At 53.0% G+C, this 25,831-nt stretch carries 23 protein-coding genes and 1 pseudogene; 11 read left to right on the forward strand and 13 right to left on the reverse strand.

Annotation, left to right across the window (positions count from 1 at the left end; genetic code table 11):
• Positions 1-11: 11 nt before the first annotated feature.
• The 3 genes from yncE to OGY72_RS06090 all read right to left on the reverse strand — a co-directional run bounded on the left by yncE (position 12) and on the right by OGY72_RS06090 (position 3,006).
• Positions 12-1,073, reverse strand: a complete 1,062-nt coding sequence (yncE, locus tag OGY72_RS06080; RefSeq protein WP_286547408.1) for a 7-bladed beta-propeller protein YncE — start codon at positions 1,071-1,073, stop codon at positions 12-14.
• A gap of 264 nt (positions 1,074-1,337) precedes the next feature.
• A complete protein-coding gene (curA, locus tag OGY72_RS06085) occupies positions 1,338-2,372 on the reverse strand; it encodes an NADPH-dependent curcumin/dihydrocurcumin reductase (RefSeq protein WP_148361950.1) in 1,035 nt (344 codons plus the stop codon).
• A gap of 58 nt (positions 2,373-2,430) precedes the next feature.
• Positions 2,431-3,006 (reverse strand): helix-turn-helix domain-containing protein, encoded by a 576-nt coding sequence (locus OGY72_RS06090; RefSeq protein WP_286547412.1) that lies wholly within the window; start codon positions 3,004-3,006, stop codon positions 2,431-2,433.
• A gap of 37 nt (positions 3,007-3,043) precedes the next feature.
• Between OGY72_RS06090 and OGY72_RS06095 the strand changes: the two genes are divergently transcribed.
• Together OGY72_RS06095 and OGY72_RS06100 are read left to right on the forward strand one after the other, a co-directional pair.
• Positions 3,044-3,562, forward strand: coding sequence for a GNAT family N-acetyltransferase (locus OGY72_RS06095; RefSeq protein WP_003833100.1), 519 nt, complete (start codon positions 3,044-3,046; stop codon positions 3,560-3,562).
• Positions 3,559-4,008: a DMT family transporter gene (locus OGY72_RS06100; protein ID WP_286547414.1), complete on the forward strand. Its 450-nt coding sequence runs from the start codon at positions 3,559-3,561 to the stop codon at positions 4,006-4,008. Before OGY72_RS06095 ends, OGY72_RS06100 begins: the two co-directional genes overlap by 4 nt.
• A gap of 63 nt (positions 4,009-4,071) precedes the next feature.
• Here the strand turns inward: OGY72_RS06100 and OGY72_RS06105 are convergent, their stop codons facing one another.
• Both OGY72_RS06105 and OGY72_RS06110 read right to left on the reverse strand, forming a co-directional pair.
• Positions 4,072-4,305, reverse strand: coding sequence for a YdcY family protein (locus OGY72_RS06105; RefSeq protein ID WP_003020183.1), 234 nt, complete (start codon positions 4,303-4,305; stop codon positions 4,072-4,074).
• 17 nt (positions 4,306-4,322) lie between these two features.
• Positions 4,323-5,921 (reverse strand): annotated as a pseudogene (locus OGY72_RS06110) (ABC transporter substrate-binding protein).
• 282 nt (positions 5,922-6,203) lie between these two features.
• On the opposite strand from OGY72_RS06110, the gene OGY72_RS06115 reads away from it, so the two are divergent.
• Genes OGY72_RS06115 through OGY72_RS06125 form a run of 3 tightly spaced genes read left to right on the forward strand, consistent with a single transcriptional unit; the run spans position 6,204 to position 12,650 of the window.
• Positions 6,204-7,505, forward strand: a complete 1,302-nt coding sequence (locus OGY72_RS06115) for an SrfA family protein (RefSeq protein ID WP_286547417.1) — start codon at positions 6,204-6,206, stop codon at positions 7,503-7,505.
• A 4-nt stretch (positions 7,506-7,509) separates the two neighbouring features.
• Positions 7,510-10,491, forward strand: coding sequence for a virulence factor SrfB (locus OGY72_RS06120; protein ID WP_286547419.1), 2,982 nt, complete (start codon positions 7,510-7,512; stop codon positions 10,489-10,491).
• Entirely contained in the window at positions 10,488-12,650 is a 2,163-nt protein-coding gene (locus tag OGY72_RS06125) for a virulence factor SrfC family protein (RefSeq protein WP_286547421.1), read from the forward strand. The genes OGY72_RS06120 and OGY72_RS06125 overlap by 4 nt, the downstream gene beginning before the upstream one ends.
• 19 nt (positions 12,651-12,669) lie before the next feature.
• On the opposite strand, the gene OGY72_RS06130 is transcribed toward OGY72_RS06125, so the two are convergent.
• Positions 12,670-12,843 carry a GhoT/OrtT family toxin gene (locus OGY72_RS06130; RefSeq protein WP_003020198.1) on the reverse strand — a complete coding sequence of 58 codons (174 nt, stop codon included), beginning with the start codon at positions 12,841-12,843 and terminating at the stop codon, positions 12,670-12,672.
• Between the two features lie 192 nt (positions 12,844-13,035).
• Between OGY72_RS06130 and yncL the strand changes: the two genes are divergently transcribed.
• Positions 13,036-13,131, forward strand: a complete 96-nt coding sequence (gene yncL, locus OGY72_RS06135; protein ID WP_071524268.1) for a stress response membrane protein YncL — start codon at positions 13,036-13,038, stop codon at positions 13,129-13,131.
• A 119-nt stretch (positions 13,132-13,250) separates the two neighbouring features.
• Here the strand turns inward: yncL and OGY72_RS06140 are convergent, their stop codons facing one another.
• Positions 13,251-14,030: an AraC family transcriptional regulator gene (locus tag OGY72_RS06140; protein ID WP_126318015.1), complete on the reverse strand. Its 780-nt coding sequence runs from the start codon at positions 14,028-14,030 to the stop codon at positions 13,251-13,253.
• A 101-nt stretch (positions 14,031-14,131) separates the two neighbouring features.
• Here OGY72_RS06140 and OGY72_RS06145 point away from each other — a divergent pair, with 101 nt between their 5' ends.
• Entirely contained in the window at positions 14,132-15,259 is a 1,128-nt protein-coding gene (locus OGY72_RS06145; RefSeq protein WP_286547424.1) for a multidrug effflux MFS transporter, read from the forward strand.
• A gap of 193 nt (positions 15,260-15,452) precedes the next feature.
• On the opposite strand, the gene patD is transcribed toward OGY72_RS06145, so the two are convergent.
• The 6 genes from patD to OGY72_RS06175 form a co-directional block, all read right to left on the reverse strand.
• Positions 15,453-16,880 carry an aminobutyraldehyde dehydrogenase gene (patD, locus tag OGY72_RS06150; RefSeq protein WP_003833127.1) on the reverse strand — a complete coding sequence of 476 codons (1,428 nt, stop codon included), beginning with the start codon at positions 16,878-16,880 and terminating at the stop codon, positions 15,453-15,455.
• Positions 16,881-16,901: 21 nt separating this feature from the next.
• On the reverse strand, positions 16,902-17,708 hold the full coding sequence (locus OGY72_RS06155; protein ID WP_003020204.1) for an ABC transporter permease: 807 nt from the start codon (positions 17,706-17,708) through the stop codon (positions 16,902-16,904).
• Positions 17,698-18,642 carry an ABC transporter permease gene (locus tag OGY72_RS06160; RefSeq protein ID WP_003833133.1) on the reverse strand — a complete coding sequence of 315 codons (945 nt, stop codon included), beginning with the start codon at positions 18,640-18,642 and terminating at the stop codon, positions 17,698-17,700. The genes OGY72_RS06155 and OGY72_RS06160 overlap by 11 nt, the downstream gene beginning before the upstream one ends.
• Positions 18,643-19,659 (reverse strand): ABC transporter ATP-binding protein, encoded by a 1,017-nt coding sequence (locus OGY72_RS06165; RefSeq protein WP_063940776.1) that lies wholly within the window; start codon positions 19,657-19,659, stop codon positions 18,643-18,645.
• 16 nt (positions 19,660-19,675) lie between these two features.
• The gene (gene ydcS, locus OGY72_RS06170; protein ID WP_079937306.1) at positions 19,676-20,821 is read right to left on the reverse strand and encodes a putative ABC transporter substrate-binding protein YdcS; all 1,146 of its coding nucleotides are present in this window, start codon (positions 20,819-20,821) and stop codon (positions 19,676-19,678) included.
• Between the two features lie 327 nt (positions 20,822-21,148).
• A complete protein-coding gene (locus tag OGY72_RS06175; RefSeq protein ID WP_279275940.1) occupies positions 21,149-22,558 on the reverse strand; it encodes an aminotransferase-like domain-containing protein in 1,410 nt (469 codons plus the stop codon).
• A 310-nt stretch (positions 22,559-22,868) separates the two neighbouring features.
• On the opposite strand from OGY72_RS06175, the gene OGY72_RS06180 reads away from it, so the two are divergent.
• The 4 genes from OGY72_RS06180 (at position 22,869) to OGY72_RS06195 (ending at position 25,829) form a co-directional block, all read left to right on the forward strand.
• The gene (locus OGY72_RS06180; RefSeq protein WP_126318004.1) at positions 22,869-24,272 is read left to right on the forward strand and encodes a cytochrome ubiquinol oxidase subunit I; all 1,404 of its coding nucleotides are present in this window, start codon (positions 22,869-22,871) and stop codon (positions 24,270-24,272) included.
• Positions 24,272-25,282 carry a cytochrome d ubiquinol oxidase subunit II gene (gene cydB, locus OGY72_RS06185; RefSeq protein WP_126318001.1) on the forward strand — a complete coding sequence of 337 codons (1,011 nt, stop codon included), beginning with the start codon at positions 24,272-24,274 and terminating at the stop codon, positions 25,280-25,282. The genes OGY72_RS06180 and cydB overlap by 1 nt, the downstream gene beginning before the upstream one ends.
• Positions 25,282-25,407: a DUF2474 domain-containing protein gene (locus tag OGY72_RS06190; protein ID WP_003020230.1), complete on the forward strand. Its 126-nt coding sequence runs from the start codon at positions 25,282-25,284 to the stop codon at positions 25,405-25,407. Before cydB ends, OGY72_RS06190 begins: the two co-directional genes overlap by 1 nt.
• Positions 25,408-25,598: 191 nt before the next feature.
• Entirely contained in the window at positions 25,599-25,829 is a 231-nt protein-coding gene (locus OGY72_RS06195) for a DUF2554 family protein (RefSeq protein ID WP_003833147.1), read from the forward strand.
• The last annotated feature ends 2 nt before the right edge of the window (positions 25,830-25,831 follow it).

The following is a 25,831-nucleotide window of genomic DNA, read 5'->3' on the forward strand; positions in this document are numbered from 1 at the left end:
CTCCAGATTTTTTACAGCGCAATACGAATAACATCGTCCGGCTGGGTAGCTTCCTTCTCGCGGGTAGATTTCTGTTTCACGCTGACGTACAGGGTTTTACCGTCGGCGGAGAGCGCCAGGCTATTCGGGAACGTTGGGGTCTCGAATGTTTTGACGACTTTATAGCTTTTCGCGTCGATCACACTCACTTTACCGGCCTGGCGATGAGTCACGTAGGCTTCATTACGCGCTGGGTTGAACAACACGGCCAGGGATTCCGGCGCGGCGACTTTTGCCAGTACATTGCCATTACGGGTGTCGATTACCAGCACTTCCGCCGCTTTAGAGTCGGTGACAAATGCGCGGTTGCCCGCTGTGTCCAGGCTCAGGTTGATAAAGAAATGCTCTTTCCCATCATCCAGCAGTTTTTTGCGGCTAAGAATTTTGTTGGTGGCGGTGTCGATGGTAATGAATTCACCGTCCGCATTGGCGGTGTACAGGCGTTTAGCCTTGCTGTCGACCGCCAGAGCGGTGCTCATTTTGCCGGTATTTTGGATGGTGTCCTTCAGCTTGATCGTCTCACCGTCCACCACCCAAATCACACTCTCTTTACCAATACCGCTAATGTATACCGTGTTGGTAGCATCATCGGCGACCAGCTCACGCGGCTGCAGCGGGCGAACGTCTTCAGAGCGCTTACGCGCATCCAGCACCAGACGTCCTTTCACCGCGCCCGTTTTGGCATCCATCGCCGTTACCGCGCTGTTTACCGTGTTGCCGAACCACAGCGTTTGCGTGGCGTTGTTGATGGTGGCACCAAACGGTTTGAGATCGTTATGAATCACTTGAGTCACTTCGAGGGTGACCGGGTCAAGGCGGTAAACCACCCCGCCGGTATCCAGTTTGCGGCTCTGTGAGGTCGCCAGCCACAGCGCGTTCTCTTGCTGGCTGTACGCCATTTCATAGGCGCCTTTGCCCACGGCTTTGCGCAGCAGTTCTTCTGCGGCCTGCGTAGTAAAAGATGATGCAACGAGCAGTGAACCTAACAGTAAAGAACCACGCAGACGCGGTGAAAACAGATGACGTAAAGACATGACGACTCCCTTTGATAAATTCGTTTGTTACTGCTTCACATAGCTTCAATGAGCAAAATCATGGTTTTGCCTTTTTAAGAATGAGAATAGTAATCATTATTTATCTCAATGTGGAGTGTTTATTCGCTTTCGTGTAGTAACCTTCTTATTTTCTCCATGAATAATCGCTTTTCATCCAGATAACGTCATTGGCATTTTACCAGGCCTACATTTTGTACGAAGCAGGCCTGGTTACAGGCATTCACCGTCTTCCACCTTTACGTATCAATCCTCAGCAAGACGAATCACTACCTTGCCGAAGTTTTTGCCGGTCAGCAGACCGATAAAGGTTTGTGGCGCATTTTCCAGACCGTCGGTCACCTGCTCGCGGTAGTGGATTTTGCCCTCTTTAACCCAGCGCCCCATCTCCCGCTGAAATTCATGAATGCGGTGCCCATAATCCTGACCAATGATAAAACCCTGCATGCGGATACGCTTTTTCAGCAGCGTTGCCATTAACAGCGGTAATCTGTCAGGTCCGGCCGGAAGCGACGTGGCGTTATAACCACTGACAAGGCCACAAAGTGGAATCCGCGCTGAGGTATTGAGCAGTGGCAGAACGGCATCAAATACTTTTCCGCCGACGTTTTCGTAATAAATATCGATCCCCTGCGGGCAGGCTTTTGCCAGTTGTTGCGCAAAATCTTGTGCGTGGTGATCGAGGCAAACATCAAAGCCCAATACCTCGGTGGCATGTCGGCATTTCTCTGCCCCACCCGCCACACCGATCACCCGACAACCTTTAAGCTTACCGATCTGCCCGACCGTTGCGCCAACCGGCCCGGTTGCGGCGGCTACCACCAGCGTTTCTCCCGCTTTCGGCTGACCGATATCCAGCAGGCCCATATAAGCGGTAAACCCCGGCATACCCATAACACCCAGCGCCCAGGAGGGATGTTCGGGATGATCGCCAAGCTTCACCAGCCCGTTACCGTCGGAGATGTCATAGTCCTGCCAACCGCTGTAGCTCAATACCCATTCGCCTGGCTGGTAGTCCGGATGGTGGGATGACACCACGCGACTTACGGTCCCCCCCACCATAACACCACCAATCTCTACTGGTGGTGAGTAAGATGGCTCATCGCTCATACGGCCACGCATGTAGGGATCGAGGGAAAGATAAACGGTGCGCAGCAAAATCTGGCCTTCACCTGGTGTTGCCACCTCATCTTCTTCAAGACGGAAGTTCTCTGGGACCGGCGCGCCATGCGGGCGGGAAGCCAGTACCCAGCGACGGTTACGATTAGTCTGTTGACCCATGATGTGCTCCTCTGCTTTTGGCATGAATCCATCAATAGTAGCAGTCTGTGCCTGCTATTTAGCTGACGACGTGGTTTAACCGCACAACCAGGTAAACGCAGGGTTGCGCGGTTTCATTGATAAACCGACAGTCATTCGGCGGGCCTAGTTCCAGGCAATCACCTGCCTGCATTTTATGGCGTACGTCCCCTTCGACAAAGACTAATTCACCCTGCTGTAACCAGATAAGTTGTCTGGCCTGCACATAGGAAGAGGCTGGCATCGGGATATCACTTCCGGCGGGTAATTCGATCTGTACCAGATCGATAGGCAGATCGCTGCGCGGTGAAACATGGCGGCGCAGATAGTGACTTTGCGGGTCGTGCCAGACGGGCTGATCGACGAAGCGCAGCAGCTTGCCCTCCTGCATTTCAGCCCGCGCAATCAGGGTAGACATGCTGATGCCAAACGCACCGGAAAGCCTACCCAGCAGCGTAGCCGTTGGACTACTCTCGCCGCGCTCTATTTTATGGATCATCGCCCGCGACACGCCCGCGCGCTCGGCAAGTTCCGTGAGTGACCAACCGCGAGATTCCCGCTCGATGCGAATTCTTGCACTGATCCGTTGATTTATGCTGTCTTCAATAGTATTCATATTGTAATACTATAGTGAACAACCCCTGAGGTTCAACATGTCAATTCGATTTGCCAGCAAGGAAGACTGCGCCGCCATTGCAGAAATCTACAACCATGCGGTACTGCATACGGCGGCTATCTGGAACGATCAAACGGTCGATGCCGAAAACCGTATTTCCTGGTATGAAGCCCGCCAATTGATGGGGTATCCGGTGCTGGTGAGTGAAGAGAATGGCGTGGTTACGGGATACGCCTCCTTTGGCGACTGGCGTAACTTTGATGGCTTCCGTCATACCGTTGAACATTCGGTGTATGTTCATCCTGAACATCAGGGAAAAGGGCTAGGACGGGCACTGCTCAGCAGACTGATAGACGAAGCCCGCGCATGCGGCAAGCATGTGATGGTGGCAGGTATTGAATCTCAGAATCAGGCATCACTGCATCTGCACGGCTTGCTGGGTTTTAAAACCACCGCGCAAATGCCGCAGGTTGGCACCAAATTTGGGCGTTGGTTGGATCTGACCTTCATGCAGTTACAGTTAGACGATCGCCGCGATCCGGATGCCCGTAGATGAACCAGACGCTGACCCTCTCCTTTCTGATTGCCGCAGGTATTGGTCTGGTGGTGCAAAATACCTTGATGGTACGCATCACCCAGACGTCCTCGACGATCCTCATCGCCATGTTGCTTAACTCGCTGGTCGGGATCGTGCTGTTTGTCAGCATACTGTGGTTTAAGCAAGGAGCTGCGGGATTTGGAGAACTGGTATCCAGCGTGCGCTGGTGGACGCTCATCCCCGGATTGCTGGGATCGTTCTTTGTTTTTGCCAGCATCAATGGGTACCAAAATGTGGGGGCCGCTACCACTATCGCGGTGCTGGTGGCTAGCCAGTTAATCGGCGGGCTGGTGCTGGATATTCTACGTAGTAACGGCGTGCCGCTGCGGGCGCTGGTGGGGCCGGTCTGCGGCGCGGTAATGTTGGTCATCGGGGCGTGGCTAGTGGCGAGACGTTCGTTTTAATTGCCTTATGGCGCTTCGCTTATCCGACCTACAGAGCGTGTCTGCAGGCCGGATAAGTGAAAATCAGAGGATTGTGCCACCTTTGGTCAACTGTTCGCGACGGGCTTCCATATCCTCTTTATGTTGACGACCATGATGTGCGATCGCCGTACGCAAACGCTGTTGCTGGGTATAGCGATCTTCCCGGCTCAACGCGACATCATCGCTGAGCTCAATCAGCAATTCATTCATATGCGTAATGACGCTCTCTTCAATGGCGGCATCAACACGTGCGCTGACCTCATCCAGATGCGACATAACCTCTCCTTAACTCATTAATTTAATTTTGCTTTTGAAAAATCACTGCCCATCAGGCTGACGCTGTATCCGCTGACATTGCTGCGCGTAGCATAGAACGTTTTACCGTTTGCCAGGGCTATCCACGGAGCCTGCTGGTAGAAAATCTCTTGCGATTGCTGGTAAAGCGCGGCGCGCTCTTCCGGTTTACTCACCAGCTTCGCCTTTTGAACCAGCGAATTATACTCTTTATCGCACCAGCGCGCGGCGTTAGATCCGGTTTTTATGCTGTCGCAGCCCAGCAGCACATCGGCGAAGTTATCCGGATCGCCGTTGTCTGACATCCAGCCAAACAACGCGGTGTCATGCTCACCTTTACGCATTCCGGAGAGATATTCCCCCCACTCGTACGACACAATTTTCGCTTTCACGCCCACCTTTGCCCAGTCGCTCTGGATCATCTCAGCAATCCGTCGGGAGTTCGGGTTGTAAGGGCGCTGAACCGGCATTGACCACAGCGTCGCTTCAAAGCCGTTTTCCAGCCCCGCCTGCTTCAGCAGATCTTTCGCCTTTTGCGGGTCGTAAGTGTAATCCTGCAGATCTTTATTGAAGCCCATCATATTCGGCGGAATCGGCGATTTTGCCACCGTACCGGAACCTAAAAAGACGGCGTTAATAATGGCCTTTTTATCGGTCGCGTAGTTTAGCGCCTGACGCACCAGTACGTTATCAAACGGTTTTTTCTCGGTATTAAACGCCAGATATCCGACGTTCAGCGCTTCAACCGAATGCAGCGTCAAATCTTTATTCTTTTTAATCTCGTCAAACTGTACGGGGGCTGGCGCCGGGATTATCTGGCACTCATTGGTTTGCAGTTTTGCCAGCCGCGTCTGGACGTTTGGCGTGATTGAGAAGATCAGGTGCTTCGTTGGAACGGCGCCATCCCAGTAGTTAGGGTTGGCAAGATAGCGGATTTGCGAGTCCTGCTTGTACTGTTGCAACACGTAAGGCCCGGTGCCAATCGGCCAGTTATCGACGTTTTCCGGGGTGCCTTTTTTCAGCATCGCGTCGGCATATTCCGCAGAAAGGATGGAGGCAAAATCCATACCCCAGTCGGCAAGAAACGCGGCATTAGGTTCATTGAGGACAAACTGAACGTGAAAATCATCAACCTTCTTCACTTCTTTAATCAGTTTATCCAGACCGACATCGTTAAAGTATTCGTAGCTTCCCTGAGAAACCTTGTGATACGGATGATCGGCATCTTTCTGCCGTAATACCGAGAAAATCACGTCATCAGCGTTGAAGTCGCGGGTCGGTTTAAAGAATTTATTACTGTTGAATTTCACGCCCTGACGCAGGGTAAACGTGTAAGTCTTACCGTCCGGGGAAATCGTCCAGTCCGTTGCCAGAGACGGTATCGGGGTATTCTTTACCGGATCAAAGTTGATGAGTCGGTTGTAGAGCACCTGTGAACTGGCCACAAATGAAGGACCTGAACTGGCGATTTGCGGGTTAAATGACTCCGGCGATGCTTCAGATCAGTAGATGATGGTGTCAGTATTGGCCGCGAACGCAGCGCCTGACGGTAAGACTGTGCTGAGAGCCAGCGCGAGTAACGTTTTCCTTGCAATCATGGTTATAAGCCTTCTTATTTTATTATTAACCGAGATATCAGAGCATAGCTGACAAAAACTGACCAATAACAAATCACTATCAGGTTATTCTAATCCGGTGTATTTCGCTGAATAATTCATCACCCTAAGCGAATTAATTTCCCTTAAGTCTTTTTCAAAACGTCAAGATTTTTCCCGGCACTCTATGCCATGAAAATTAGCCCCTTTTTGCCTCTCTTTCGCCGTTTGCTCGTTTTTATAAAACGTAAAGTAGATACGTGAAGAAGTCTAAGGGGTAACAACGTGGCAAAAACTCTCTTGCGCAGCGGCAATTTGGATGACTATCAGGCCGTGGGCGGCGGTGGTCAGGCCGTGTTTGATTCAGCATTGCAAATTCGTGAAACGCTTCGTCTGCGTAAACAGCAGGCGATGGTGGATTGTCTGGCGATCCCACAAATTAACGACAGCGGCGATCGGGTTGACTGGTATTCCCCGATAGAAGGGAAAGCCGTGGCGTGGAAAGCCGCTGATGAAGAGGCACGTTTTCGTGCGCTGCGCTATCTGGGAAGCACGCTGGAAAATGCGGCGACCCTGAGCCGTAAAAGTCTGCAATCGGGGAAAACCTCGCTACAGCTATTTGGCTCGCTGCTCGAAAAAGCCATCCAGTTTCCCGGTGAAAACCACGTATTTCTGGTTGATGGCAAACCCGTTATTACGTTCTGGGGCTTCGTCAATTTGAATGAAAATCCCCGCGACGATGTCCTCGACTGCCTGCGCATTGCCGATGTTCCTCCTGTGGTTACCGTAGCAGAGCCAGAACAGGAAGCAGAAATCGCACCGGAAATTACCTTTGCCGAGGCCGATGTCCCCTTACTGACGCCGGTCGTTGATCTGCCAAAACCGACTGAACCTGACCCCCCGGTCATTGTTAACGAACCTGAAGTTACTGCGCCGCCGGTACAGGAGAAGCCCATACGCCGCCTGCCGCTGTGGAGCCTGCCCGTTGCCGCAGTGATTATTGCAGCCATCGTTGGGCCGCTGCTGTGGAAGCAACAGACCGCCCAGCCCGGACCCGCAGTCGCCGCTGTTGAAGTCGCTAAGGTTGATATGGCACCGCTGCCAGCATTGACATCTGCACTGCCCCTGCATCGTGCTGAAGTGACTCCCGCGGTGAAGAAAGAGAAACCTGTCGAAGGACCGGTGGTGATTGCCGCAATTCCAAAAGATGCACTGGTGATGGATGCCAACCAGATGAAGGCAGGAACGACACGTTTTCTCAACGGTAACTGGCGCGTCATGGTCGATGTTAAAGATCCGGTGAGCGGCAAAGCGCCGTCCCTGCGCTATCAGATCCAGGCCAATAAAGGCACTGCACGCGTGGTTCATGGTGACAATATTGTTTGTCGTGCCGAGATTTTCTCCGGTTTGCACCAGTCGGGTGAATTAATGATTAAGAGTCGCGGCAATGCCCGTTGTACCGACGGGTCACGTTATCCGATGCCTGAAATTACCTGTAAAGCGGGAACCAACGACGTCGCCGCCTGTACCGCGCGTTATGACGATCACGCGGAAATCCCTCTGACGATCAAAAAGATAGGTGCCTGATTTTATGTTGGTGAATCTGTGTGATTACAAACAGAGCGTGACGCTCATCGCCAATAGCGGTGTACAATTTCTGGATTTCGGCCTCACGCCGCAGGAATCTGCGCACCATGGACGCTTTGTGCGCAAAACGGCAAACGGTCCGCTACTGCGACTGGACTTCGATCTGACGTCAGGACGCTATACCCTACCGGGCAGCACCGGCGCACAACCCGAAGTGGTGAAGCCGGAAAGTACCCAGACGTTACATTATTCGCTGGACGTGCTCGACGGTGTCTGGCTGCCGCTGCCGTTTCTGCGCTTTAACCCGCCGCGTACGTTTGTTGAAGGCCCGGATAACTGGGCACGCGTGCAGGTGCGAAAGCTTGCGCAGCCGGACAGCGCGGGTAACACCCACCGTGTTACCGTAGCGCTGGACAGCCAACTTACTGAAAATGCCCCTGCGGCGTTAACTCCCAACGAAAATGATCTGCTTAACGGTACACGGTTTGCGCTGGCCTGGCATGACAACGAAATTGCTGATTTCCTTGACCAGACCTGGATTGACGGCTGGTTGCGCGAATCTTTTATGCACCATGTCACCCAACATGAGAACCGCTCAGAACAAGAGATCCAGCAGGCGCTGCGTAACTTTGAATACCAGGCGCACTGGCTGAATGTGCTGACCCTGTTAGGTGAGCAGCTTTCTGTCCCGGAAGTGAAACTGGTTACGCACACCCTTAGCACACCCGCCATTCCCGTCGATCTTATTTTGGATATCGGTAATACCCATACATGTGGTGTCCTGATTGAAGATCACGGGGATGCCAATGACGGGCTGCGTCAGACCGCTGAATTGCAGGTCCGTTCGTTAAGCGAGCCGCAGTTCCTCAACGATCCGCTATTCACCAGTCGGCTGGAGTTTTCCGAAGCGCGCTTTGGTAAGCAGCATTTTTCCGTTGAGAGTGGGCGTGATGACGCCTTTATCTGGCCGTCGATTGTGCGTGTGGGTGATGAAGCCCGTAAGCTGGCGATGCAGCGTATGGGCACCGAGGGCAACAGTGGGATCTCAAGCCCGCGCCGCTATCTGTGGGATGAAACGCCGGTGTTACATGACTGGCGCTTTAGCCAGATGAATGGCAAAACCCAGCGCGAACCGCTGGCTACCGCCTTCCCGCTGATGAACCTGATGAACGATGACGGGCAACCGCTGTTCAGCCTGCCGCAGGACGATCGTCTACCAGTGTTCTCACCACAATACAGCCGCAGCACGCTGATGACTCATATGTTGTGCGAAATACTGGCCCAGGCGCTGGGGCAAATTAACAGCGTAGCGACGCGTTTGCGCCTCGGATTCCCGGCGTCTCCGCGTCAGTTGCGGACGCTGATCCTGACCCTACCGTCGGCGATGCCCAAACAGGAGCGCGAGATTTTCCGCCTGCGCATGTTTGAAGCTATTGCCCTGGTCTGGAAAGCGATGGGCTGGCACCCACAGGATGAAGACTTCACCACCCGTAAGCAGCAGGAAAAAAGTGTGGTTCCCGTACCTGAAATTCAGATGGAATGGGATGAAGCCAGCTGCGGGCAACTGGTGTGGCTGTATAACGAGGCTATCTCACACTACGATGGCCACACCGAATCGTTCTTTAACTCCCTTGCCCGCCCGGACCGTTTGCCGGAGCCTGGTGAGACTAAAGGCCGTGCGCTGCGCGTAGCATCGATCGACATTGGCGGCGGGACAACGGATATGGCCGTCGTTCATTACCAGCTTGATGACGGCGTTGGCGCGAATGTCAAAATTACCCCGCATCTGCTGTTCCGTGAAGGTTTTAAAGTTGCGGGCGATGACATGCTGCTGGACGTGATTCAGCGCTGCGTGTTGCCTGCGCTGCAAACCCGCTTACAACAGGCTGGCGTGACCGACGCCGCCGCATTGCTGGCCACGCTGTTTGGCGATTCCGGGCGCATCGATACTCAGGCAATTCTGCGTCAACAAACGGCGTTACAGCTCTTTATGCCGCTCGGTCATGCGGTCCTCTCTGCCTGGGAACAAAGCGATATTAACGACCCGGTCGCCGGGCTACATGCCACCTTTGGGGAACTCCTGAGTCAACAACCCACGCGCAACGTGATGAACTACATCCAACAAGCTATCGACCATGCGTTACCAGCAGGGTCGCCTGCGTTTGATGTTCTGAGCGTGCCGTTACAGGTACAGTTCAGGCAGTTACAAGAAGCACTATTGGCGGGGCAATTTACCCTGACTTCCCCGCTGCACGCGGTTTGTGAGGCCATTTCACATTATCGCTGCGATATCTTATTAGTGACCGGCAGGCCCGCCTGTTTACCGGGTGTACAGGCGTTGATCCGCCATCTGCAACCTGTCCCGGTTAACCGTATGATCTGGATGGATAACTACCGCGTGCATGAGTGGTATCCGTTCAGCCAACAGGGGCGAATTGGTAACCCTAAATCCACCGCTGCTGTAGGCGCTATGCTGTGCAGCCTGGCGCTGGATTTGCGTTTGCCACGCTTTAACTTTAAAGCTGCCGATATCGGAGCTTACTCGACCGTACGCTTTCTCGGTGTGCTGGATAATACGGTCAATACCCTGCGTGATGAGAACATCTGGTATCACGATATTGATCTGGATAAACCTGGGGCGAAGCTGGATGCCCGGTTGCATTTCCCGTTACGTGGCAACGTGACGTTAGGATTCCGGCAACTGGCAAACAGCCGCTGGCCTGCCACGCCGCTGTATACGCTCAGCATAAACTCTGCCGAACTGGCAAAGACTATCGCCGGAGATGGCGTGTTGAATGTTCGGCTGCAGCTACGCGGCGGCAGCAAAGAAAGTGGCCCGGAATTCTTCATCCTGAGTGATGCCTGGTTACAGGATGGCACCCCCGTTGCCGCCAATGCCTTAACGTTAAAACTGAATACGCTGGCAGACCGTCGCCATAGCGGAAGCCATTACTGGATTGATAGCGGGAGCGTGTACCTGAAATGAGTAAGATGTTAAATACCGCGCAGGCCGCCATCGAGTGGGTGGTAGATACCCGTCAACGTGCAGCGCGTCTTGATGATGAAGCGGATGCCCTGCTGGCACAGCTTACGCTAGCCGCAGTGAGTGAATCTGCGCTGAAGACGACCTTTTCATCGCAAGGATGTATAGGGTTATATGGACACTCACAATCGGCAAAAGCACATCTGCTGGCGGCATTGTGCTGCAATGCCGCTGGCAAAGTGAATATTGTTACCCCGGATCGCAGCTTTGATTATTTCTCGCATATTAATCCGGGCCATGCACCAACCAATATGGCGATCCGCTTTACGCGCGATGAAAATCCGCATGATAGCGAATGGCCGTTGCGTCTGCGGTTGCTCAGTGAAGCCGAACTGGTACAGCTATTTATCGCCCAGTTCAGTGCGCTCCCGGACAACCGACAGGTCGAGAAATCGATTATTGAGGCGCGCCTGGAAAAATGGCAAACGCTGCGTCAGCGTCACCCGGTCCCGGGCATTACCGCACATGATGTCGCGGCAATCGGTCGTTTCTGGCGTTCCTGCGTACCGGCAAACCAGCAGCAAATTGACGATGCGCTATGGCACCAGTTTGCCACGTTGCTACCCGCACTGGATCTGACTACCCGGGCAAACGCCTGGGCGTTACTGTGGGGAGAACAACCGGAGCTGACGCAGCAGTGGCTGGCGCTGGCGCACACGTTGCAACAAACCGGACACGCGCAAGAATTAGCGGCCCCGCTGAGCCTGCTGGTTGATCATTTTGGTTTACCTGCTGAAAGTTTCCTGGCCCAGGTGGCATTGACCGGCAATAATGAGGCGCAAAGCGATGTGGTGGTTCATCCGATTGAAAATCATCAGTTGCTCAATGCGGTCAGCCTTTCTTTGCCGTCACTGGCGCTGCTCACGCGCGAGCTGGTCCTGACGGTTGAAGACGCGGTGCTGGAGAATGTCGATCTGCTCGATATTCCCCTCGCCCCGGATGCTCATCCGCATCCACTGTGGCAGGCAAAATTAGGTTGGATGCTGGAACATTATCGCCAGCATCTGCAACCGGATGTGCTCTTAATCTGCAACGCGGTCTCTGCCCGCGCCCAGACGCCCGCCATCACCCGCAAGCTGTTGGGCTGGGTCAACGATACCCAACCCGTTCATGATGCCGCATTACCGGGCGTGGTTTGGGCCATTACCCCGCAGGATGCGCGTTTTAGTACCCAGCAAAACCTTGATGAATCCGTGCAGCAATTAATGGGCAAGCCCGGGCTGCATTGGGGTACGTTGCAGGCGCTGGATAAACATAGCTTACAACGCCTTGTCGAATGGCTGACTCAGGCAACTTCACCACAGCAGCGCCAGGCCAGGTTGACCTCTCTACGCGAGCAGCATCAACAGCGCATCCGCGAAACCCTGATAAGCTGGATTAATCCCGCGCAAGCCGAATCGGGTAGCCACGAGTCGGTGATCCGCCAGTTACAGGCGCAAGCGGCAAAACATGGCGAACTGCTGGATGGTTTGCTCCCGCCGATGCGCATTTTTGAGTCGCTGCTGCGTATTCAGCAACCGCGCGAGGAGCAGGTAAGCGGTTTATTTAATGAAGAGATTGATCTTTTTGCCGAGGTGCGTGACACACTGCACTCGCCAGAAAGCCAGGAAACCGGATATCAGGCACACAAAATGTGGATTAACCACATGCGCCAGTGGTGTCGCGATGAAAATAATGCCCATCGTTTACGACTCGATCCCCGTACGTTAAGGCAGGTTGCCGACATTCTCGTCACCACCAGCTATCGCCTGGAAATGCCACAACGCTTACAGCGCATTATGCAGCGAGAAAACGTCTGTGCCGCGCAGCTACACGCCGATATTGGTGATTTTATTACCTGGCTTGGATTTGCCGACGTTGCTGAGGAACAGCGCCCTGCCAGCAGGATCCAAAAAGGATCGGCTATTTTTAGCGCGCCGAAGCAATCGCCGATGCTACGCCTGACGAAGCTGGATGAACAACCCTCGCATGGTGCAAGCCGTTACGTTTACGACTGGCTGGTTGCCTTGTACACCCGTGCGAATGAGAATGCGGGATATCAGCACCCACAGGATGTCACTGAAACCGACAAAAAACGATTAGATGCCCTGCTTTTCTCCTGAAACGGCGAATACGCCGTCATCAGAAAAGAGAAAACATCAGCGCAACGGGAAAACTCATCGGCCAGGTCGCCCCGACTAATACCGCGCTAAGAAAGCGAATCCGCTTTTTATCGCGGGAAAGAAACCAGGTGATGATTGCCGTGATGACGGCCATCACCGCATAAAAAACCAACATTTTTTGGTATAGGGACATTTAAGGCATCCTGGCCAGAAGGGAAAATCGCGCGCAATATGCTCTTTTTCATGACTCACATCAAGTTTTATTAATTAATTTAAGAAAAACGGCTGTAAAACAACCCATTTTCATTATGTTCAGAATTCGTACTATTGCGGATAGTTATAAGCCGTACTATACCCATAAGGGTTAAAACGAAAGGTGGCAAAAATGAATGTTTCCAGTAAAACTGTGGTGCTGATAAATATATTTGCTGCTGTAGGACTTTTCAGTCTGATATCCGCAAGGTTCGGCTGGTTTGCTTGATGTAACTCTTCTTGATTAATTGCAGCGTCCGCTGGCAGAGAGGATCTTCTCTCTGCCATCAGTAAACGATCTTCCCACTCTGCTATCACTGGGTAAATTATCCTTAATATGTAATACCCCTAATCCTTCTGCGGCATTATATTGCCCGAATAACGGCCAGGTGTTGTGCCGGTATGTTGATGGAAGAAAGCAATAAAAGCACTGTCGCTGACAAACTCCAGATATTGCGCGACCTTGCTGATATGGCATCCATCAGCCAACATTTCCATGGCTTTTAACAACCTAAATTGCTGCCGCCAGTCCTGATAATTCATCCCGGTATCCCTGATAAATATTCGACTGATCGTCCTCTCGCATGCCCCAACCTGTCGGGACAATTGATTCAGTCGTGGTGGCAATTCACCCATGCGTAATCCCTTGAGCCACACGTTAAGCCGCGGATCTGAGGGATATTGCAATGTCCAGTTTTCACTGCGGGCGGCACGCATTTCCTCACAAAAAACGGTAATAAGGCTGGACTGCTGTGCGGCAGGCATTTCCCATGGCCAGAATGCCATACGTTCTATCACTTCAAAAAAAAGCGGATTAACTTCGACTATCTGCAGCGGTAACTCAGATAACGGCAATGTGGTTGAAAAATACAAAGAGCGATAAGCCATGACACCACGCATTATGGCGCGATGTACCGTGCCTGCCGGGATCCAAACCGCACGACGTGGCGGTAGCAGACACAGGGCCTGCTCCAGTTCAATCGTAATACTTCCCGCTGCCGAAAAAAGTAGCTGATGACGAAGATGACTGTGCCGCCCGGAATCATGTACGCCCATATCGGCAGCAATACCGATTACCGGTTTATCAAAGCTATCCGCATCAAAAGCATCATCGGGGGCAATTTTCATTATACGTCCGATATTTGATATTTAAAGTCCTGATAATGGTAATGCGACATATTCCTTTCAGCAATAATGCCCGCCTGTTTTCTGTCTGTCTGGATATTGCTATGAACACACTTCGTCGCCCACCGCTGTGGCTTCTTACACTACTGATTATGTTTCCACAACTGGTGGAAACCATTTACAGCCCGGCATTGCCGGGTATCGCTATCTCTTTTCACGTAAGCAGTGAGCGCGCGGCTCAAACGCTCTCCGTTTATTTTGTTGCTTTCGCCGTCGGCGTAGCGATGTGGGGGTGGCTAAGCGACTGCATCGGACGACGTTGGGCGATGCTGGCAGGACTTATCTGCTATGGAACAGGTTGCGCAGCAGCTGTTGTTGCCACCGACTTCAGCGTTTTGCTGATGGCGCGGATGATCTCCGCCATCGGTGCGGCTGCCGGGTCGGTCGTGGTACAGACCATGCTAAGGGACTGTTATGAATCAACTGCGCTATCCCGCATATTTTCTGTAATGGGTGCTGCGCTGGCATTGAGTCCAGTTTTTGGCCTGCTAAGCGGCGGTTGGCTGGTAAGCCTGTATGGCCATACCGGTGTCTTTGTTGCCCTTGTGCTGTTGGCGCTGCTACTGCTAATACTGACAGCGACCATGCTGCCAGAAACCCGGCCCGAACATACGCTCAGCCCGAAGCTTGCCGGATTGTTCTCCCGCATGATGCGGGACAATGATTTGCGGAAAAACGCCATGCTGGTTGCCCTACTGAACACCATGCTGTTTAGCTATTACAGCCTGGCGCCGTTTCTTTTCGGGCAATTAGGATGGAGCTCCAGAGCCTTTGGCTGGACGGGGTTACTACTTGCGTTTGCTTCTCTGTCAGGTAGCCTGCTGAACCGAAGACTGTTAACGACTGGTCTGACGCCGGAGCGACTGGTACGTTATGCCTGTGCGCTGGCAGCGTTGTCAGGTCTCGTCGCGTGGTGTTTACAGCACTCCGCGTGGATCCTGATTCCGGTGTTCGGCGTGGTGATTGCCTATGGTATCGCCATTCCCAATGTGCTGAGTCAGGCGCTGCGTCACTACCGTGAACAGGCCGGTGCCGCCGGTGCTTTGTTCGGATTAAGCTATTACCTGTTACTTGGGATGATGCTGGGTTTAGCAGGCATGGTGCAGCAACTGGGGCTGGTTCTGAGCGTCTGTGCCCTACTCGCCTGGCTTTGCAGTCTGGGCCGTAGATAAACCCGATGGCGATCCTGAAAGCACAAAGCCCCGGCTATATGCTGGGGCTTTGTTGTATCAATTAGCCTGACCTCGCGGATATTTCCAACTTACCGCCGTCCGATGGCGACGAGGCCAGTGGCGCGAATAGTATAGACACACGTATGCCAATATTTAGCTATCCGTGCCCCATTCGCCGATCGCGCTTAAGATATTACTCATGCTTGATCATAACATGGCGAATAACCGTGTAATCCTCCAGCCCATAAACCGACATATCCTTTCCATAGCCGGACTGTTTTTGCCCACCGTGCGGCATCTCGCTAACCAGCGTGAAATGGGTATTGACCCAAGTGCAACCATATTGCAGGCGAGCGCTAAAGCGATGCGCTCGCCCAACATCCCGGGTCCAGACGGAGGATGCCAGGCCGTATTTCGAATCGTTGGCCCATGCCAGCACCTGATCTTCATCATCAAATACGGTCACGCTGACCACCGGACCGAAAACTTCCCGCTGTACGATGGCATCGTCCTGCTTCGCCCCAGCAAGCAGCGTCGGGGCAAAATAGTAGCCTGAACCATCCACTTTTTTACCGCCGGTGATGACCTTAATATGGCCCAACGCTTTAGCCTCATCGACCGCTTTAGTCACGCGATCGAGATGTGCCTGCGAGCTCACCGGTCCCAGCTCGGTCGATTCATCATTCGGCGGACCGATTTTCAGGCTGGCAACGGCGGCGCCAAGTTTTTCGACCAGTGCATCATAAATGCCTTTCTGGGCATAAATTCGGCAAGCGGCGGTACAGTCTTGCCCGGCGTTGTAATAACCAAAGGTCCGCACGCCGCTCACCACAGCATCCAGATCGGCATCATCAAAAATGATCACCGGAGCTTTTCCGCCCAGTTCCATATGCGTACGCTTAATTGACGGCGCGGTGTGCTGAATAATGTGTTCGCCGGTTGCAATGGAGCCGGTCAGCGAAACCATGCGCACTTTTTCATGGCCGGTCAGCGGATCGCCCACCGTTTTACCGCGACCAAACAGCACGTTAATCACGCCAGCCGGATAAATGTCTTTGGCGAATTCGGCCAATTTAAGCGCCGTCAGCGGGGTAATCTCTGACGGTTTAATCACCACGCAGTTTCCCGCCGCCAACGCTGGAGCCAGCTTCCACGCCGCCATCATCAGCGGATAGTTCCACGGCGCAATAGAGGCCACCACGCCCAGTGGATCACGGCGAATCATCGAGGTATGCCCTTCCAGATATTCACCGGCTGCCTGTCCTTGCAGGGTACGCGCCGCGCCGGCGAAGAAGCGGAAAACATCGACGATAGCGGGTATTTCATCGTTGAGGACACAGTGCAGCGGCTTACCGCAGTTAAGTGATTCCAGCTCAGCGAAGGTTTGCGCGTTATCAGCAATAGCATCCGCCAGTTTCAGCAGCAGTTCAGAGCGGACTTTCGGCGTGGTTTGCCCCCAGGTGGCAAACGCGGCGTCTGCTGCACGTACAGCGGCATCAACCTGCATTGCTGACGCCTCAGCAATCTCCAGAATGAGTTCACCAGTGGCAGGGTTATAGACTGGCTGCTTTTCACCTTCACCGTTGACCAGCTCGCCATTAATCAGTAATTGATGTTGCATAGCAATTTCCCATATCGTCGTTTATTTACCGTTTCCGGCGAGAGTGTCGCCTTCACGCGTTAGCCACCAGGCCCCTAAAATTGGCAGTGTTGTCACCAGCATTACCAGCAATGCCACAACGTTGGTGACCGGCACATCCCGTGGACGACCCAATTGATTGAGCAGCCACAGAGGAAGTGTTCTTTCATGTCCGGCGGTGAACGTTGTCACGATGATTTCATCAAACGACAAGGCAAACGCCAGCATCCCCCCCGCCAGAAGTGCCGATGCCAGATTTGGCAGCACGACATAACGAAAGGTTTGCCAGCCATTGGCGCCAAGATCCATAGACGCTTCGACCAGACTCCATGAGGTACGGCGAAAACGCGCCACAACGTTGTTAAACACCACCACCACGCAAAACGTCGCATGGCCCACCACGATCGTGAGAAAACCCGGTTCCAGGTTGATGGTTTTAAACGCCGTCAACAGCGCAAGGCCGGTAATAATGCCCGGCAGCGCGATCGGCAACAGTAGCAACAGCGATATTGCACTTTTGCCAAAAAAGTCCCTACGCCACAGCGCGGCCGCGGCCAGCGTCCCCAGAACAAGGGCAATAGCTGTGGACAACGCAGCGATCTTAAGTGACAACGTCACAGACTCCAGGATATCGCTACGCTGCGCAGCAACGCTAAACCACTTCAGTGTTAATCCCTGGGGTGGAAAACTAAAAGCAGCCTCCTCAGTATTAAAAGCATAGGTGGCGATGATGAGGATGGGAAAGTGCAGGAAAATAACCCCGCCCCATGCCGCCAGTTTGAGTAGCCAGGGTGCGCGTTCAGAGTGCATCGAAAGCTCCCAGACGCTTCACGAACGCCAGATACAGTGCGATTAACACAATCGGCACCAGAGTAAATGCCGCCGCCATCGGCATATTGCCGATCGCCCCTTGTTGCGAATACACCATATTGCCGATGAAATAGCCCGGCGGTCCCACCAGTTGCGGCACAATAAAGTCGCCCAACGTCAGAGAGAAGGTAAAGATCGAACCCGCTGCAATGCCCGGTATCGCCAATGGAAGCACCACATAGCGGAAGGTTTGACGCGGACGCGCGCCCAAATCAGCAGAAGCCTGTAACAGCGACGGCGGAAGTCTCTCCAGCGCGGCCTGTACCGGCAGGATCATAAACGGCAGCCAGATATAGACGAACACCAGGAAACGCCCTAACCCTGAAGTCGACAGCGTATTGCCGCCTACCGCAGGTAATGTCAGGAACGAAAGCAGCAACGGCTCCAGCCCAAGGTGGGTTAAAAACCACTGCGCCACGCCGTCTTTAGCCAACAGCAGCGTCCACGCATAGGCTTTAACGATGTAGCTGGCCCACATTGGCAACATTACGGCAATATAAAAAAAAGCCTTCATTTTGCCGCTGGTATAGCGAGCCATATACCACGCCATCGGAAATGCCAGAATCGCGCTGGCGATGGTGACCGCTACCGCCATCGTCAGAGTGCGCAAAATGATGTCGTAGTTAGCGGGATTAAACAGCGCCTGCAAATTCGCCAGCGTCAGGTCTGGTGTGACCGACATGGTGAAATCGTCGAAGGTATAAAAACCTTGCCACAACAGTGTCAGTAATGAGCCAAAGTAGACGATGCCAAACCACATCAGCGGTCCGAGGAGCAGCAAAAACAGCCCCAGCCCCGGATTACGCCAGAAGTAACCTGAGATCCGATTCAGGTTGGTCGACTGTGGAGGCGAATGTAAGACGTTCATAGCCATTCACCTCTCCTCAACCAGCGGTACCATCACGTCGCGTGACCAGGATGCCATCACCTGCTGACCTGGCGACAACGTTGACGGTAGCATTTCGCCCGTCAGATTCGCCTGGCTAACCAGCAATTTTTCCCCTCCGGCGAGTTTTAGTTCAAACCGCGTCGCCGCCCCCTGATACTGCACCGCCTGGATAACACCCCTGGCCTGAACTTCTCCTCCGGTATCATTCAAGCGAATGTGTTCCGGACGCAGGGAGAACATCCCCTGTAGCCCGCAAACGTTCGCTGACATCGTGGCATCAAAGACATTGGACGTCCCGACGAAACTTGCCACAAACGGTGTCCGCGGACGCATGTACAGTTCGCGCGGAGAATCCACCTGTTCGATGCGACCGTTATTAAACACCGCCACACGATCGGACATCGACAGGGCTTCCCCCTGATCGTGAGTGACGAAAATGAAGGTGATACCAAGGGATTGCTGTAATTTCTTCAGCTCCAGCTGCATCTGCTCACGCAGTTTGAGATCCAATGCCCCGAGCGGTTCATCCAACAGCAGGACGCGCGGCTCATTGACCAGCGCCCGGGCAATCGCCACGCGCTGCCGCTGACCACCGGAAAGTTGCGACGGTTTGCGTTCATAAACAAAACCGAGCGCAACTTTATCCAGCGCCTCTCGCGCTTTGGCGTGGCGCTGTTTTTTATCGATGCCTTTGACCATCAGCCCGTAAGCGACGTTGTCGAGAATCGACATATGCGGGAATAACGCGTAATCCTGAAATACCGTATTTACATCCCGCTCCCAGGGCGGCAATTCGCTGGCCTGTTTACCAAAAATAGTGATTGCGCCGCCTGACAGTTGTTCAAACCCAGCAATCAGGCGCAGACAGGTGGTCTTGCCGGAGCCGGATGGCCCCAGCATAGAGAAAAACTCACCGTCGTTAATCGCAATACTTACCCCATCAACTGCTCGAACATCCCCATACAAACGCGAGACGTTATGAAACTCCACTGCGTACGTCATAAAACCCCCAGCGGAATTAACGACCGCCCATAATGGCGATGTAATCCTGCGTCCAGCGACTGTAAGGAACGAATTTTCCACCTTCGGCAATCGGCGTTTTCCAGAAGGCAATTTTGTCGAAATAACTATAGCCGTTGGTTTCACAGCCTTTTTCACCCAGTAACGGGCTGGCTTTACAACCTTCAGGCACTACTGGCAGAGAACCAAACCAGGCCGCTACGTCGCCCTGTACTTTCGGGGTTAATGACCAGTTCATCCATTTGTAAGCACAAACCGGGTGTTTCGCTTCACTGTGCAGCATGGTGGTATCAGCCCATCCGGTAACCCCTTCTTTTGGGAAGACCGTGGCAATTGGCTGACCTTCGCCTTTCAGGGCGTTAGCCTGATAAGGCCAGGCGCTTGACGCCACCACGCCTTCGTTTTTGAAATCGCTCATTTGCACGGTGGTATCGTGCCAATAGCGATGGATCAGCGCATGCTGATCGCTCAGGACTTTGATTACTGCCTGATACTGTTTTTCAGTGAGCTGATAGGGGTCGGTAATACCCAACTGCGGCTGAGTGGCTTTAACGAATAACGCGGCATCGGCAATATAGATCGGGCCATCGTAGGCCTGAACGCGCCCTTTATTGCTTTTCCCGTCCGCAAGTTTTTGCTCAACAAACACCACGTTCCAGCTATCCGGCGGCGTTGGGAAAATTTTGGTGTTATACATCAGCAGGTTTGGTCCCCACTGGTACGGTGTGCCATAAACTTTTCCGCCAACGTTAAACCATTCGCCTTTTACCACGCGTGGATCGATGGTTTTCCAGTTAGGGATCAGCGCGGTATTAATTGGCTGAACGCGTTTTCCCATAATCAGGCGCAGTGAGGCATCACCAGAAGCGGTAACTAGGTCGTAGCCGCCTTTTGCCATCAGGCTGACCATTTCATCAGATGTGGCTGCCGTTTTTACATTAACCGCGCAGCCGGTATCTTTCTCAAACTGTGAGACCCAGTCATATTGTTTATCGGTTTGCCCACGTTCGATATAACCCGGCCAGGCAATAATATCCAGGCGGCCTTCCGGTTTATCTAATGATGTGGGGGGTTCGGCTGCCTGCGCAGTCATCAGCGTCATACTGAGTGCGCACAGGCTACTGAGGGCAAACTGCTTGCTCATAACGTCTTACTCCTGTCTAAAAAATATTGAGCGGCAGCCTTGCCGTAAATATATGTCCTTTTCTAAAAATAGTCGGGGTGTTGTAAGCGTTCCTGCTGGCGCAAGGAAATTTAATCAGGTTGTGAGCTAACGCTCATTACGCTACAGACTCTGACCAGGGGGTAATCTTCTGGAGTATAGACAAGGAGTTAGACGCAGAGGTGGCAATAGTATTAACTATTGATATTTTGTATGGACGCACCCGATATAAATAATACCGTGGTTCAGCATTCACTATTTCGAAAATAAGAACACGCTATTCATTTATATTGAATAGCGCGTTATGGTTTATTTCATCATTTCACGAATTAATTTACCAAGCTGTTTTACGGCCTGCTCTTCGCGATCTCCCCAGTGCCATGCAGTATTAAAACGAAAAAAACGTGTCCAGCTTCCCGAGGTCGAGAACATTTTCCCCGGCGCAATACTGATGTGGTGTGCCAGCGCATGGGTACTGAGCACACCGGCATCAAGCGGTTCCGGCAGCTCCAGCCACAGAAAATAACCGCTGTCGTTGTGGTGAATTTTGACTTCCGCCGGAAGATGACGCAGCAGCGTTTGCCAGGCCTGTTGTTTACGTTCCGCCAGTTGCCGACGCAAGCGCCGTAAATGCGCGTCATAGCGCCGGGTTGAAAGATAATCAACAAGGGCAAGCTGCATGGGTGAACTGGTAGATAAGGTGCTCATTAGCTGGAGTCGCTGAATACGCCGGGCATGTTTCCCTGCTGCTACCCAGCCAATACGAAATCCTGGCACCAGGCACTTCGAGAAAGACGAACAATGCAGAACGCTGTCGGCGCGATCCCAGGCTTTGGCAGGCAACGGTTTTTCGCGGCCAAAGTACAACTCGCTGTAAACATCATCTTCAATCAACATTACGTGGTATTTTTCCAGCAAGGCGACCAGACGCGCCTTTTTCTCTGCGCTGAGCGTAAAACCCAGTGGGTTTTGGCTGTTGGTCATTAGCCAGCAGGCTTTTACCGGATACTCCTGCAACGCCTGCTCCAACGCAGCAAGATCGATCCCCTCTTTAACGTCGGTGGCCACCGACAACGCCTTCAGACGTAATCGTTCCAGGGCCTGCAACGCCCCGTAAAAACAGGGGTTTTCGACAATCACCCAGTCACCCGGTTCAGTGACCGCTTGCAGGCTCAGATTAAGGGCTTCCAGCGCGCCGGTGGTGATGACGATTTCGTCAGGTGAAATGGTCATCCCCTGTTGAGCATAGCGACGGGCAATGGCATGACGCAGCTCAGCATTCCCCGGCGGCAGGTTTTCAATCACGCTCATGGCGGTGGCAGTTTTACTCACCTGCGCCAACGAGCGATTCAACTGCTGAAGTGGAAACAGCCGCGGGTCGGGGAATGCGGAGGCAAAGGGCATCACTGACGCATCCCGGCTGGCCTGCAACATATCAAAAATGTAGGTATTGATATCCACTGCTTCATCGCGCATGACCTGCACCTGCGGCGCAGCAAGTTCACGTTCGGGGCGCGCGGCGACATAATAACCAGACTGCGGTCGGGCAATAATCCGCCCCTGGCTTTCCAGCAACTGGTATGCGTGTCCGACGGTCATAAAACTCATGCCGCTGCTGACCACCTGCTCACGCAAAGATGGCAAGCGATCGCCCGGCAGCCATACGCCAGACGCAATTTGATCGCGAATTTGCTCTGCCAGTCGCTGGTATTTTTTCATTTTTCGTCCTGATTACCGGTGTCGGTGACAACCACTGTGTATATCAGTTTACATAATCAGGGTATTTTATTTAACTGTTATAGTTAACAGTTTTACAACATCGGTAATGACAGTTCTTTGCCTACGGCGCGTATTTCAAGAAGAGAACGCTATTCAATAACAGGAATCAAGCTTCCAGATTTCATATCAGCGAGTGCAACTTATAACAGCACTGCAACTGTTATGGTTAAAAAGAACTGTTCTGTTTCTGCCTTCCATTGCTCCTCAGACTTAGAATTGCGCTAAATCAATTTTGCCTGCGGAGTTAAGCATGTTCGGTCTTGACGCGTTTCACCTGGCAAGGATCCAGTTCGCGTTTACGGTATCCTTTCACATCATCTTTCCGGCTATTACTATCGGACTCGCCAGTTATCTGGCTGTGCTTGAAGGGCTATGGTTAAAAACGAAAAACCCCACCTGGCGATCGCTTTACCATTTTTGGTCGAAAATATTCGCCGTAAATTTTGGTATGGGTGTCGTTTCCGGGCTGGTGATGGCTTATCAGTTCGGCACCAACTGGAGTGGTTTTTCCGAGTTCGCCGGGAGTATCACTGGGCCGTTACTGACCTATGAAGTATTAACCGCCTTCTTCCTCGAAGCTGGTTTCCTTGGGGTGATGTTGTTTGGCTGGAATCGGGTTGGTCCAGGACTTCATTTCTTTGCCACCTGCATGGTCGCACTGGGTACCATTATTTCAACCTTCTGGATCCTCGCCTCCAACAGCTGGATGCAGACACCGCAAGGCTATGAAATAGTTAACGGACAGGTCGTTCCCGTCGACTGGTTCGCCGTTATTTTCAATCCTTCATTCCCCTATCGTCTGCTGCATATGTCGGTTGCCGCCTTCCTGAGCAGCGCGTTGTTTGTTGCCGCCTCTGGGGCGTGGCATTTGCTGCGCGGGAATAACACACCAGCAATTCGAGCGATGTTTTCGATGGCGCTGTGGATGACATTAATCGTCGCTCCACTGCAGGCCTTGATTGGCGATATGCACGGTTTGAATACGCTGAAGCATCAGCCGGCAAAAATTGCTGCGATTGAAGGACACTGGGAAAATCGCCCCGGTGAACCGACTCCGCTGCTGCTGTTCGGCTGGCCGGATATGGAGCAGGAACGCACCCGCTATGGGCTGGAAATCCCGGCGCTGGGCAGTCTGATCCTGACCCATAGTCTGGACAAACAGGTCCCGGCCCTAAAAGAGTTTCCTAAAGAAGACAGGCCCAACTCCACCATGGTGTTCTGGTCGTTTCGCATAATGGCCGGGCTAGGCATGCTGATGATCCTGCTGGGTACTTTTGCCCTGTGGCTGCGCTATAAGCAGCGTTTATACACCTCACGCCCTTTTCTGCGCTTTGCCTTATGGATGGGCCCCTCCGGTCTGATTGCCATCCTTGCCGGTTGGGTGACCACTGAAGTTGGCCGTCAGCCGTGGGTGGTTTACGGTCTGCAACGTACGGCGGATGCGGTTTCTGCACATGGCGATTTGCATATGAGCATCAGCCTGCTGTCCTTCTTTGTGGTGTACAGCTCAGTGTTTGGCGTGGGTTACAGCTACATGATCCGCCTGATCCGTAAAGGGCCACAGGAAGATGACCCGACTATTCCGCCAACAGGCACGCCTGCCCGGCCGCTTTCAGCCGCCGTCCTCGATTCTCAACCGGAGGCACATCGCTAATGGGTATCGATTTATCAGTTATCTGGTTTGTAATTATCGTCTTCGCCACGCTGATGTATATCGTGATGGACGGTTTTGATCTCGGGATTGGCATTTTATTCCCAGCGATTCAGGACGCTGACGACCGCGATGTGATGGTCAACAGCGTCGCCCCGGTATGGGACGGCAATGAAACCTGGTTGGTGTTGGGCGGAGCCGGATTATTCGGCGCTTTCCCCCTGGCCTATGCGGTGATCGTCGATGCGCTGACCATCCCGTTGACCCTGATGCTAATCGGCCTGATTTTTCGCGGCGTCGCGTTCGAGTTTCGCTTCAAAGCCACACCGGCTCACCGACCATTCTGGGATAAAGCCTTTATCGGCGGTTCAATCCTCGCGACATTCACGCAAGGTGTCGTGGTGGGTGCCGTACTCAACGGATTTTCCGTTACCGGACGCAGCTACAGCGGCGGTTCTTTCGACTGGTTGACCCCGTTCACGTTGTTCTGCGGCGTTGGTCTGGTCGTGGCTTACGCCCTGCTGGGGGCGACATGGCTGGTGATGAAAAGCGAAAATCCGTTGCAGGATAAAATGCGCAGTGTGGCCAAAAAACTGCTGCTGGCAATGTTGGTTGTGATTGCCATTATCAGCCTGTGGACGCCGCTGGCGCACAGTGCGATTGCCGAGCGTTGGTTTAGCCTGCCCAACCTTTGGTTCCTGATGCCGGTTCCGCTGCTGGTTGCGCTTATCAGTCTCTGGCTGTGGCGATCGCTGGGGCAACATAACTGCCATACGCTGCCTTTTGTATTAACGCTGGGGCTGATTTTTCTCGGGTTTAGCGGGCTGGGGATCAGTATCTGGCCACATATCATTCCACCGTCTATTACGCTCTGGCAGGCGGCGGCTCCGGCACAAAGTCAGGGCTTTATGTTGGTTGGCGCACTGCTGATTATCCCGATAATCCTGGTGTACACCTTCTGGAGCTACTACGTTTTCCGCGGCAAAGTTCAACATGGTGAGGGGTATCATTGATGCAACAAACAATCTGGAAACGCCTGATGTGGCTGGTGATCCTCTGGGGCGGCAGCGTGCTGGCCCTGGCCGCCGTTGGTATGTTCTTTCGTCTCCTGATGACGGCCGCCGGATTTAAGTCCTGAATCTCGCCCTGATAACACCCGGTCAGCGCGCTGCACTGCCCGGGTGTTACAAATCCCAACATTGACTAAACAAAAATGTAAAAAACATCGAAATGACAAAACAGAGATTGTCATTATCCCGATTAAAATATTGAATAGTCACCAGGCGAAATTATCGCCAATTCCGCAGCTAACGTACCAGAGGGTGCATGATGTTTAAGAAAGGGTTAACGGTGTTATTGCTGACCAGCGCGCTTTTTTCCGGTCAACTTTTCGCTACTAATCAGGGACATGAATATCTTCAGGTACAGGATGCCGATCACTTACTACGACACACGGCCGACAGCGATGAGCTGCGAGTGACGGCGGAAGAATCCGCCGCCGATCTTCGAGAACACCATCACTGGCAAAAATCACGCAAACCCGATACGCATCTGAGCTAACG

Source organism: Citrobacter sp. Cpo221 (genome assembly GCF_030332345.1).
In the GTDB taxonomy this organism is placed as follows: domain Bacteria; phylum Pseudomonadota; class Gammaproteobacteria; order Enterobacterales; family Enterobacteriaceae; genus Citrobacter; species Citrobacter portucalensis.